Below are 12,689 nucleotides of genomic sequence, written 5' to 3'. Positions count from 1 at the left end.
GTATCCACAACCGGAATCACAACATCAATACCGAGTCCTTCACCAACCTTCTTTCGATATTCCTCATAACTTGTGTGTTTAATCAATTCGTAAAAATTTTTTTGAGAACTATGTGTTGATTCAAATATAAAAGTATCCGTTTTGGTTTCTCGAAGAATAGCAGGGCATTATGAGTAATCGCACTCTGACACTTTTTCACCCTTACCTAATGATTTTTTAATGTAGCGTTCAATGTCACAAATTATATATACATGGATTTTTCTGTTTGTTATAAAGTATTGGGCCCATGATTTTGACACGCCTAGGAACAGACTGTTGCTACACGATGTCAAGACAGTGAATTTTATTTCTTCAAGGTGTGAAAATAATTACAAAACAAGCACCCACTGAGAAACAGGTGGTGGTCAAAGCCCAAGCGAAGGCGTGGGAGGGGAACGAAGTTCCCTCAATTACTCACTTGTGGATAAGAACAGAACCTGACGATTATACACCGCTGCATGTGTAAAGTCCTTCAGGGATTGTGCGGAAAGTAGTGATTGTCAAAGTGGATGTATTGCCCCCTGCTGTTTCTCGCGAGGACTACTGTACTCAAACGCTCGCTTCATCATCTCCAGAACGAAGCCGATCTCCAAGCTTTGGCCAACTGCCAGTCCATCGATATAGGGAGAATAGCAGGCCGTGACGGTGTAGAGAAACTCCAGCCCTGAGTCATACGGATATAGGTAATATCCACACTCCAAGACCTGATTGGGCGTAGTGATGGGTAACTTCGGCAGTAGGTTGGGAAAGACGCGGTGCTGCAGGTCGCGTTTGCTGAGATTCGGTCCAGGATAGACCACCATGATGACCATTTCCCGCATATACATTATGGGGCGATCAATAACTGTCAAAGAAATTGTAGAAGGAGTTTCCAATATTTTTTATATGTAACTTTCTGATGGTTCCACACTTTCTTGTTTCTGTGTTTATCACTTGCCGCTTTAAACCCAATAAAATCCATTCCACAGTTTTATTTCATCTGACATTTTTGTCTGATGATAAAAATGTGTGGAACCAGTGAAAAAAGCCTGGAACTAGCCATTTTACAAACATCAATAAAGATCCCGATGATATATCGGGATCTTTATTAGCTTAGGAGGGCAATTATGTCTACAATAGGCCAACGAATTCGAACTATTAGAAAAACAAACAACTTAAATCAAATAAAGTTTGCAAATATAATTGGAATTTCTCAAGGAACGTTGAGTGAGCTGGAGCAAGATAAATACAGACCCTCTCTTGATATAATTATAGCAATTAAAGAAAACTTCAATTCCCATATAGAGTGGTTAATCTTTGGAGATACGCCTATATCAAAGAACACTATTTTTAATTTAGCCATTGAAGCTCAGGAATTAGAACTTATTTCTTTGTTTCGGGGACTTACTAAAGAAGATAGAGATGAAATTATTGATTTTATAAAACTGAAGATTGTTCGATACTAATCTTTCAGGGGAGTTCCTTAATAATATGTCTTAGAAATACTCATTTAAATTTTGGTATATAAAAGTCACGAATTATCCGCATACCGATTAGATTCAAATCTTCTTGTTCTAATACCTGCCCATTTAATTCAATTCGAAAACCAGAATTTAGAAATGTTAAAAAATCAAAGAATTTTTTGATTTTCTCGTTATTAAGGTCCGAATGAATTGTATCAATTGAGTCCACACAGTAGGGGAACGGCATTTGATTAGCAATACAGGGTAAATAATCGGATGTAACATCAAAAACCTTTGCTAAAGATTATTAAATGATTAATTTCAGGCCGTGCTACATTTCGCTCTCAATTAGAAACAACCTGTTTAGTTACCCCGATTTTATTAGCAAGTTCCTCTTGTGTCCATTTATGGAGTAGTCTTAAATTTCTACATTGGTGTCCCAAAGTATTCATGAGTTCACCTCTATTGAGAATATCAAATAGGTTTTAACCCGACCCATATGCTTACTAATTGTACCTACTTAATAGCCCATATTATAGCTTATTCATACCCTACGAGTAGCCTATGAATAGGCTACGAAGTAAAATATAGCTAAAAAATATTACTATGCTATTGTATAAAGCTGTGAGTTGTTATATTCTACATTTGTATTTTGATGTAAAACTAAAATATATCTTAGGAGTAGATCTATAGCATCTATTCAACGGAAAATCAAAGAAGGAAGAGGTCAAGGCCACTTTTCGGAATATAAACCTTGGTTGACTGTACATGATGTACCTTCAATAGGGATAGTTACTCGAATTCTTGGTTGGAAAAGTGGTCGACTTCACCATTATCTGTCTAAACACTTTGAATTGACACATCATTACCAAATGGAGTGGTCAGAGCAAGTGATTGATATTCGCGAACAATTTCCTTTATTACCCCTAGATAAAACCCTCTATGCACAAAAGTTAGGCATTAAACATCCAACTGACCCCAAGAATAAGCTTCCCATCATTATGAATACAGATATGTTACTTACAATAAAACAAGAAGAAAGTATAAAATTTATTGCATATTTTTTGCGAAAGTTACAAGAGAACAAGATGAATTATTTGGTTTACCAAGTGGGTACTGCATGCAAATCGTGAAATATTTAATAGCGAAGCGCTATTGGGTAGTGGATATGACTCATCTAATACAGCCTACTCTACAATCCATGATTATTTTGGAAAATGGCTTCCCATCGGGAGGTATCTCTTTTATCTGACGGAAGATACCTTGCGGGATTTTTCGCGGATTTTCCAGCAGAATATCTAGCTGACATCCAGTCACGTTTTCAGCTAGGCTTCCAGAAATTTGTCAGGTAATCATGTTAAGTTATCGCAAAGTGCAAGGATTCGGAGCACCGGCAGAGAATATCTACAGGGAAGATCTCCCAAATCGGCCGGCACCCCGTCTGAATGTCGACATTCGTCGAATTCCTCATTGATGGCAAACCATTCCCAGCGTTTCCTCTCCATTCGCTCTTTTTAGGCAAAATATTAACATCTTATGTTGGACAGACCAAATTTAACTGAAGTTTTACTATACATTCTTGGAAATTTTGATATAATTCTACATAGGTCAACTTTCCAATTATGATAGAAAATAGAATTTGATGGTTTTTATACCTATCCAAGCTGTGCGCGAGAGACCAGTCCACTGGCTACCCAGCAAGCCGGCATGCGGGGACCGACAATTGTGGAAAATGACAGCCGAGAATATGTTGCTCCATGACGTCGGAAGGTTCAGAAAGGACAAATCCAACCTTATCCCAATTCCGATGGAGGATGAAGCGCGTGATCATTTTTGAAAAGCTGGAATTCTCCGCCAATCCAAGGGCTGTCCCGTTCATGCCATACGGAGCATTCTTTGAGCCTCATGCAGCACCATCGTCACATCTAATCGTCAGGAAAAGCTCACTACCCCGCAGCCGATCTTTACTTATCCACACCAGGCGGGGGAATACACAAATCGTACATAGAGTGTATCAATATCCCTTAAACATAGGCTTCGACAAAGGCAGCTCCGGTGCCGAATCCGGAGATACGGCCGACTTCCTGCTGGCCAGCCGGAACCCTACAGCAAGCCTTACATCGATGGGAGGAACATCCCTTGTCCAACCCCCAAATCCAATTCCGAACCCATTGTTAAACCAAAGACCGTCTTCGGGCGGCTCGTCCACAGCAAGCATAATGAAGCAGAGGAGCCGGAAGCAGCGCTTCTCTTGCGTAGAACGATGCTCTTTGTTGTCTTTCACGCATGGGAGCCGAGCAGCTGCTAGACAGAGGATTGCCGCATGCGATCAACCGGGCAAGCGAAGCGGTGACCTGGCGAAAGCCATTGACATTGTTGGCACATGTTTGAAAAGGCGGAGAGCGAGGCTGGAGCGTTGCTGCTGCATATGCTCCGCCGGATTGCTTTTACCGATGAAGAGAGGGGAACGATCCAGATGGCTTTTGAAAAAGAAACGTTGTTTTGGAACGAAAAATTCGGTAGCGACGATTATACCTTGACGCGGCTACCTTACAGCAAAGCTCCAAGCTCCCTGACGCCCATTATGACAACCGTCGGCGGGACGCTTTCGGAGGAAGTGGCGCAGCGCGTCCTTCAAATGAGCAAGGGCGCTCCTCTGGCCACTTTTATGATTTTGCTCGCAGGTGTTCAGTCACTCTTGCATAAATATACAGGCGCTTCTGACATTCTGGTCGGCATGCCGGTTGTACGGAAACCGAAGGAGACGCGCCGATCCGTTAATCATACGATCATTTTGAAAAACTCGCTTTCGGCGGGTGCGACTTTTAAAACGCTTTTGAGCGAGCTGAGGACTTCCTTGCCGGAAGCGATTCAGCATCAACATATTCCGTTCTTGAAAATGACGGAGAAGCTGGATCTGCAATATGCAGACGGGATACCCGTCGTCCATACGCTAGTATCCCTTAAGGAGCTGCACCTGGACGAAATTGGGCAAAACGTGGTCACGGATTGCTCCTTTGAATTCAGCTTAACGGGCGGGACGATACAGCTAGTGCTGTCATATAACGAGCACTTATATGACTCCGAGTTCATGACTCGGGTCGTCGGCCATCTGAATCGCCTGTTGTCCGTGGGGCTTCACGAGTTGGAGATGGACATCGTGCGTGTGGACATGCTGTCGGAGGACGAGAAATTTCAATTGTTGCAAAGCTTTAACGATACCGAGAAGGACTATCCCCGTGATCGGACGATTCATCAACTCGTGGAGGAGCAGGCGAAGCGGGTGCCCGAAGCGACGGCGGTTGTCTTTGAGGGTCGTCGGCTTTCGTACGCGGAGCTGAACGAACGGGCGAACCGGCTGGCGCGGACGCTGCGATCGGTCGGTGTGCTGCCCAATCAGCTGGTAGGCTTGATGGCCAGGAGATCGCTGGAGACGGTCGTTGGCATACTGGCGGTTCTGAAAGCTGGCGGTGCCTACGTGCCGATCGACCCGGAATACCCGGAAGAACGCATCCGCTACATTCTGGAGAACTCGAACGCGCAGCTGCTGCTGACTCAAAGGGAGCTGCTGCAGCAGGTGCCGTTCGAAGGAAACGTGTTGGCGCTGGATGACGAGCAGACCTACAGCGACGATGGCTCGAACTTGGAGCCGGCCAGCGGTCCGAATGATCTTGCTTATGTCATCTATACGTCAGGTACGACGGGCAAACCCAAAGGGGTCATGCTGGAGCATCGCGGTTTGGTCAGCTTGAAGCTGATGTTCGCGGATAGGCTAGGCATCACGGAGCATGACCGGATCGTTCAATTCGCCAGCCTGTCGTTCGACGCGTCCTGCTGGGAAATGTTCAAAGCGCTCTATTTTGGCGCGGCTTTGTACATCCCGACGGCCGAGACGATTCTCGACACCCGCTTGTTCGAGAGTTATATGAACGAGCATGCGATTACGGCGGCGATTTTGCCTCCAACGTACAGCGCTTATTTGAACCCGGACCGCCTTCCCAGCTTAACGAAGCTCGTAACGGGAGGCTCTGCGGTATCGGCCGAATTCGTGCAGCAGTGGAAACCGAAGGTCCACTATTTCAATGCTTACGGCCCTACCGAAGCTTCGATTGTTACGACGCTTTGGGATGCGGATGAGGAGCAGTCGGAGCGCAGAGTCATTCCGATCGGGCGCCCGCTGGCCAATCACCGGATTTTTATTTTGGATACCCACCTGCAGCTTGTGCCTCCGGGAGTGGACGGCGAGCTGTGTGTGGCAGGCGTGGGGCTTGCGAGAGGTTACCTGAACCATCCGGAGCTGACGGCAGAGAAGTTCGTGGAACATCCGTTTGCGCCGGGAGAACGCCTTTACCGGACGGGAGATCTCGCCCGCTGGCTGCCGGACGGAAATATTGAGTACTTGGGCCGGATCGATCATCAGGTGAAAATCCGTGGATTCCGGATCGAGATCGGCGAGATTGAAGAGCAACTTCTGAAGATCGACTCCGTGCAGGAGACGATCGTAATCGCGCGCGAAGGCAAAAGTGGACAAGAACTGTGCGCCTACCTGGTCGCGGGCCACCCGCTTACGCTCGGCGAGTTGAGAAGCGCGCTGGCGCAAAAATTGCCGAATTACATGATTCCGGCGCATTTTGTTCAGCTTCCGCGGATGCCGCTCACGCCGAACGACAAAATCGACCGCAAGGCTTTGCCCGTCCCGGAAGGAAACGCACTGACCGGCGGCGCGTACGTAGCTCCCCGCAATGAAGCCGAGCGGACGCTTGCCGATGTGTGGCAGGCGGTATTGAACGCCGATCGCGTTGGGGTAACGGATCATTTCTTCGAGCTGGGCGGAGACTCGATCAAGTCCATTCAAGTATCTTCGCGGCTTCATCAAGCCGGGTACAAGCTGGAAATCCGGGATTTGTTCAAATATCCGACTATCTCACAGCTCAGCCTGCATGTGAAACCGATCGGACGTACCATTGATCAAGGCGAAATAACGGGTGAAACGGCGCTGACGCCGATTCAGCATTGGTTTTTCGAGAGCTCCTTTGCGGACCCGCATCATTTCAACCAGTCGGTGATACTGTACCGGAAGGAACGCTTCGACGAAGAGACGGTGTGTCAGGTGCTGCAAAAGCTGGCCGAGCATCATGACGCCTTGCGGATGGTGTTCCGCAAAACGGAACAAGGGTTTAGCGCGCGGAACCGTGCGATTCAAGAAGGAGGGCTGTTCACGCTGGACGTGTTCGACTTCAAGGATGCAGAGAATACCGCGCAGGCTGTGGAAGCGAAGGCAACGGACATTCAAGCGGGCATCGATCTGGAGAACGGGCCCCTCGTGAAGGCAGGACTGTTCCGATGCGCGGACGGCGATCATTTGCTGCTCGCGGTTCATCATGCCGTGGTGGACGGCGTGTCTTGGCGTATTTTGATGGAGGATTTCGCCCTGGGTTACGAACAGGCCGGCAAAAGTGAGGAAATTCGTTTCCCGGCGAAAACGGATGCGTACCGCACTTGGTCCGAGCAGTTGGCCGCTTACGTGCAAAGCCCGGAGATGGCGAAGGAACGGGCCTATTGGCAGGCCGTGGAACAAATTGCGGTTCCGGCCGTGCCGAAGGATCTGGAGGCGGACGTTACGACGCAGCAGGACAGCGAATCGCTGTTCGTCTGTTTGACTCCCGAAGAAACGGAACTGCTGCTGAAGCGGGTTCACCGGGCCTACAACACCGAAATGAACGATATTTTGGTAACGGCGCTCGGCATAGCCATTCGCAAGTGGACGGGACACGAACGGGTGCGGATCAATCTAGAAGGACACGGACGCGAATCGATCGGAACGGATATCGACATCACGCGCACAGTCGGCTGGTTTACGACCAAGTTTCCGGTCGTCCTGGAGCCGGAAACCGACCGGGATTTGGCCTATCAGATTAAACAGGTCAAGGAAAGCTTGCGCCGCATTCCGAACAAAGGGCTTGGGTACGGCGTATGCCGCTATCTCTCCAAATCGGAGGATGGCTTTGTTTGGGGTGCAGAGCCGGAAATTAATTTTAACTACCTCGGTCAGTTCGACGATGATGTCAACCAGGACGAGATCGGCATATCATCTTATTCCAGCGGCAGCCCGGCCAGCGACCGACAGGCCCGCAGCTTTGTGCTGGATATCAACGGCATGGTGCTGGACGGCGCTTTATCGCTCGATCTCAGCTACAGCCGGAAGCAGTATCGCAAGGAAACGATGGAAGACTTCGCTCAGTGGCTTGAGCAAAGTCTCCGAGAGCTCATTACCCACTGCGCAGGCAAAGAAAACACCGAATTGACGCCGAGCGACGTGCAATTTAAAGGCTTGACCATCGCGGAATTGGAGCAAATCGCTCAGCGTTCAGACCATCTCGGGGAAATCGAAAATATTTACTCGCTTACGCCGATGCAGAAGGGCATGTGGTTCCACAGCGCGCTTGACCGGCAGACGGCCGCTTACTTCGAGCAAACGCAGTTTACGATGCGGGGAGCACTCGACGTCCAGCTTTTCGAGAGGAGCTGGATGGAGCTTGCGAAACGTCATCTGGTGCTGCAGGCAAATTTTGTGAAAGGACCGGCGGGCGAGCCGCTGCAAATCATATACCGCGACAAGCCGGTCGGCTTTGAATATGAAGAGCTGCTCCATTTGCAGGCGGACGAGAAACAAACGTATTTGGATAAAAAGGCCGAGGATGACAAGCTTCGCGGCTTCGACCTGGAACATGATGCGCTCGTTCGGGTTACGATCCTGCGCACCGAAGAGCAAAGCTATCATGTGCTGTGGAGTTTCCAGCATATTTTGATGGACGGCTGGTGCCTGCCGCAGCTGACGCAGGAGCTGTTTGAGACGTATTCGGCCTTGGCATCCGGCAAGCAGCCAGCGGGAGATAAGGGATCGGATTATGGCGCTTATATCGAATGGTTGGAGAAACAGGACGATCAGGCGGCATCCGGCTATTGGACGGCATTCCTGGCAGGTTATGAAGGGCAAACCATACTCCCAGGACAAAAGGAACCGGCACCGAACGGCAGATTTACGGCTGATCACGTCACCGCCGAGCTCGGCAAGGACTTGAGCGAGCGAATGGACCGGGTGGCGAAACAGCGCCTAGTTACGGTCAATACGCTGCTGCAAGCCGCTTGGGGCGTGATGCTGCAAAAATATAACGGGACAAACGATGCCGTATTCGGCAGCGTCGTGGCCGGAAGACCGGCGGAAATCCCGGGCATCGAGTCCATGATCGGGCTGTTCATCAATACGGTACCGGTCCGCGTCACGAGCGAAGCGGACACCGTGTTCGCCGACCTGATGGCGAAGCTCCAAGAGCGGGCGCTGGAGTCTGGTCGTTATGATTACTATCCGCTGTATGAAATTCAAGCCCGCAGCGTGCAAAAGCAGAACCTGATCAACCATATCATCGCTTTCGAGAACTATCCGGTGGACGAGCAGATGGAGCAGGCGGGCGACCAGCAGCACGGAGACCTGACGATCGCTGACGTTCAGATGGAGGAGCAGACGAACTATAACTTCAACGTGACCGTGGTGCCGGGAGTCGAGATCGAAATTCGTTTCGACTTTAACGCCGAAGTGTTCGATAAAGACAGCATCGAGCGGCTCAAGGGGCATCTGGTCCATCTGCTGGAGCAGGTGACGGATAACCCGGAAATTACAGTGGGCGAGCTGGAACTTGTGACGGAGGCGGAAAAGGCCGACCTTCTCGGACGTTTTAACGACACCATCACGGAATTTCCGCGCGGGAAGACGCTCATTCAATTGTTCGAAGAGCAGGCGGAGCGCATCCCGGATGCAGCTGCCATCTCCTTGAATGAGCAAGAGCTGACCTACCGCGAGCTGAACGAACGCGTCAATCGCCTTGCCCGTACCTTGCGTAGCCACGGGATATCCAAAGGCCGTCTGGTCGCCATTATGGCTGAGCGTTCCATCGAAATGGTGGTGGGTATGCTGGCGGCACACAAAGCCGGAGCGGCTTACGTACCGATTGACCCGGAATATCCCGAGGAGCGTATCCGTTTCTTGATCGAGGATTCGGGAGCGCAGGTCATGCTGACGCAAAGCCGCTTGCGCGAGCGCCTGGCGGGTTCGGACTCCGTGATCTTACTGGATGACGAGTCCTTCTATCACGAGGACGGCACAAATCTTAATCCGGGCACCGAAGCGACAGATCTGGCCTGCGTCATCTATACGTCAGGTACGACGGGCAAGCCGAAAGGCAACCTTGTTTCGCACCGCAACATCGTGCGGATCGTGCGAAATACGAATTATATCGACATCACCGAGCGGGATCATGTCCTCCAGCTTTCAAGCTATTCGTTCGACGGAGCGATTTTCGATATTTTCGGCGCTTTGACCAATGGGGCGCGGCTGGTGCTGGTTCCCCGCGAGACTTTGCTGGAAATCGGCCGGCTGGCGGATCTCATCCAGCACGAGCGCATCTCGGTCATGCTGATTACGACGGCTTACTTCAACGTCCTTGTAGATGTGAACGTCGACTGCCTGCGGGATGTCCGGGCGATTTTGTTCGGAGGAGAGCGCGTGTCGGTCGGCCATGTGCGTCGAGCGCTCGCCCATATCGGACCGGGCAGGCTTAACCACCTGTACGGCCCGTCGGAAAGCACGGTTTATACCACGCACCTTCCGGTCGACTTTGTCGATGAGTCGGCGGTTACCGTACCCATCGGACGGCCGATCAGCAATACAACGGTGTATATCGTCGACAGCGCGAATAAGCTTCTGCCGATCGGCGTGGCTGGAGAGCTTTGCGTCGGCGGAGAAGGCTTGGTACGGGGCTACAACAACCGGCCGGAGCTGACGGCGGAGAAATTTGTCGACAATCCGTTTGTGCCGGGAGAGCGCATGTACCGAACGGGGGATTTGGCCAAATGGCTGCCGGACGGCACGATCGAATACGTGGGACGGACGGACGACCAAGTGAAAATCCGCGGCTTCCGCATTGAACTGGGCGAGATCGAAGCTCAGCTTCAGAAAGTGGAGGGAATTCGGAAAACGACGGTATTCGCGAGGGTAAACGCCTCCGGCGAGAAGCAGCTTTGCGCCTATTATGAAGCGGACCGCGAGCTTCCAGCGGCCGAGCTGAAGAACGTGATTTCCCAGGAACTGCCGGCCTACATGATCCCGGCGTACCTGATCCAGTTGGAGCGGCTCCCGCTGACGGCGAACGGCAAGGTCGACCGCCGATCCCTTCCGACGCCGGAGGAGAGCTTGCAGCCGGGCGAAGGACGTACTCCGCCTCGTACTCCGCTGGAAGCCAGCTTGGCCGGAATTTGGAAAAGCGTACTCGGATTGGAGCACATCGGCGTTCATGACAACTTCTTCGACCTGGGCGGCCATTCCCTGCGGGCGACGACACTGGTGAGCAAGGTGCATCAGGAGCTGAACGTCGAGCTGCCTCTGCGCGACGTATTCCGCTACTCGACGATCGAAGAGATGGCTCTCGCCATCACCCGGATCGGAGAGCAGTCATTCTCATCGATTCCGCTGGCAGGCGTAAGAGAATATTATCCGCTTTCCTCAGCTCAGAAGCGGCTGTTTATCCTGAATCAGCTAGAAGGGTCCGATCAGAGCTACAACATGCCGGGCGTGCTGCTGCTGGAAGGATCGATTGACCGGAGCCTGCTGGAGAAGGCTTTCCGCGGACTGATCGTACGGCACGAAACGCTACGAACCGGCTTTGAGATCGTACAAGGCGAAGCAGTACAGCGCATTTACGAGAGCGTCGACTTTGCCGTCGAGTACCGTCATGCGAGCGAGGAAGAAGCGCCTGAAGTCGTGCAGGCCTTCATCCGACCTTTCGACTTGGCGAAGCCTCCGCTGCTGCGGGTGGAGCTCGTAGAGCTCGCAACCGAACGTTATTTGCTGATGTTCGACATGCACCATATTGTCTCCGACGGGGTTTCGATGGACGTGTTAGTCGAGGAACTCGTTCGTCTGTACGGTGGCGAGTCATTAGAGCCTTTGCGCATTCAATACAAGGACTATGCGGTATGGCAGCAGTCGGACGAGCAAAAAGCGCAGTTGAAACGCGAGGAAGCTTACTGGCTGGACCGTTACCGGGGTGAACTGCCGGTTCTGGAAATGCCGACGGACTATTCGCGTCCTGCCGTGCAGAGCTTTGAGGGACAAACGCTGACGTCCTTCGTGGACGAGGCAACAAACGAAGGCTTGAAGCAACTGGCCGCTCAAAGAGGAACGACGCTGTATATGGTGCTGCTTGCGGCATATACCGTGCTTTTGCATAAATACACAGGTCAGGACGATTTGATCGTCGGAACGTCGATTGCGGGCAGAACGCACGGAGACACGCAGCCTTTGATCGGAATGTTCGTCAATACGCTGGCGCTCCGCAATTATCCGGCTTCGGAGAAGACCTTCCTGTCGTATCTGGAAGAAGTGAAAGAAACGACCTTAGGTGCTTACGAGCATCAGAATTATCCGTTCGAAGAGCTCGTCGATAAAGTGCAGGTCAGCCGGGATTTGAGCCGCAATCCGCTGTTTGACACGATGTTCTCCCTGCAAAACTTGGAGGATAAAGAGTTTGAGCTGGAAGGGCTGAAATTGTCCCCGTACCCTAGCGAATACGGTACGGCCAAGTTCGACCTGAGTGTGGATGTTACGGAAGAAAACGGCGGCCTGGAGTGCAGCTTTGAATTCGCAACGGCTCTTTATAAAGAAAGCACGGTCCGGCGGTTGTCGACTCATTTCGGACATTTGCTTGCGGCGATCGTAAGCTGTCCGGATGCGAAGATTGCCGAGCTGAACTTGCTGACGGCAGAGGAAAAAGAGCAAATTCTCGGCGCGTTTAACCCGGCGCAGCCGGAAGCGGCTCCTGCGGCGGCGTTCCACCGGCTGTTCGAGGAACAGGCGGAGCGCACGCCGGAAGCGGCGGCCGTCGTGTACGAGAACGACCGGCTGACGTATGCGGAGCTGAACGAGCGGGCGAACCGCTTGGCGGCCACGGTGCGCGCAAGCGGCATCGGCCGGGAGACGATCGTCGGCATTCTCGCCGAGCGTTCGGTGGACTTGCTGGTGGCCGTGCTGGCCGTCTGGAAAGCAGGCGGGGCGTATGTGCCGCTTGACCCGGATTACCCGGCGGAGCGCGTGCGGTTCATGCTTGAAGACAGCGGAGCGAAGGTGCTGCTGACGCAAACGGCGCTGCGAGAGCG

Annotated in this window: 6 protein-coding genes; 3 read left to right on the top strand and 3 right to left on the bottom strand. The window is 51.5% G+C overall.

Annotation, left to right across the window (positions count from 1 at the left end; all coding sequences use genetic code 11):
• Positions 1-539: 539 nt before the first annotated feature.
• Positions 540-890 (bottom strand): hypothetical protein, encoded by a 351-nt coding sequence (locus HFE01_RS27125; RefSeq protein WP_174822003.1) that lies wholly within the window; start codon positions 888-890, stop codon positions 540-542.
• A gap of 255 nt (positions 891-1,145) precedes the next feature.
• Between HFE01_RS27125 and HFE01_RS24690 the strand changes: the two genes are divergently transcribed.
• Entirely contained in the window at positions 1,146-1,484 is a 339-nt protein-coding gene (locus HFE01_RS24690; RefSeq protein WP_094153704.1) for a helix-turn-helix domain-containing protein, read from the top strand.
• Positions 1,485-1,825: 341 nt separating this feature from the next.
• Here the strand turns inward: HFE01_RS24690 and HFE01_RS24685 are convergent, their stop codons facing one another.
• A complete protein-coding gene (locus HFE01_RS24685) occupies positions 1,826-1,933 on the bottom strand; it encodes a helix-turn-helix domain-containing protein (RefSeq protein WP_107735218.1) in 108 nt (35 codons plus the stop codon).
• A 306-nt stretch (positions 1,934-2,239) separates the two neighbouring features.
• Here HFE01_RS24685 and HFE01_RS27455 point away from each other — a divergent pair, with 306 nt between their 5' ends.
• Positions 2,240-2,614 (top strand): PDDEXK family nuclease, encoded by a 375-nt coding sequence (locus HFE01_RS27455; protein ID WP_025365923.1) that lies wholly within the window; start codon positions 2,240-2,242, stop codon positions 2,612-2,614.
• Positions 2,615-3,495: 881 nt separating this feature from the next.
• Here HFE01_RS27455 and HFE01_RS24670 read toward each other — a convergent pair.
• The gene (locus HFE01_RS24670; protein WP_146169123.1) at positions 3,496-3,765 is read right to left on the bottom strand and encodes a hypothetical protein; all 270 of its coding nucleotides are present in this window, start codon (positions 3,763-3,765) and stop codon (positions 3,496-3,498) included.
• A 99-nt stretch (positions 3,766-3,864) separates the two neighbouring features.
• Between HFE01_RS24670 and HFE01_RS24665 the strand changes: the two genes are divergently transcribed.
• Positions 3,865-12,689: non-ribosomal peptide synthetase (locus HFE01_RS24665; RefSeq protein ID WP_167442875.1), on the top strand; the 8,825-nt coding region annotated here is incomplete at its 3' end.

The organism is Paenibacillus sp. EKM10P (genome assembly GCF_011800655.1).
Lineage (GTDB): Bacteria > Bacillota > Bacilli > Paenibacillales > Paenibacillaceae > Paenibacillus > Paenibacillus polymyxa.
This window is presented reverse-complemented; position numbering and strand designations above follow the sequence as displayed.

What these genes read in the sequence shown, in the direction of transcription:
- HFE01_RS24690 (WP_094153704.1), top strand. Translation starts at nt 1,146, where the DNA reads ATGTCTACAATAGGCCAACGAATTCGAACTATTAGAAAAACAAACAAC.
- HFE01_RS24685 (WP_107735218.1), bottom strand. Translation starts at nt 1,933, where the DNA reads ATGAATACTTTGGGACACCAATGTAGAAATTTAAGACTACTCCATAAA.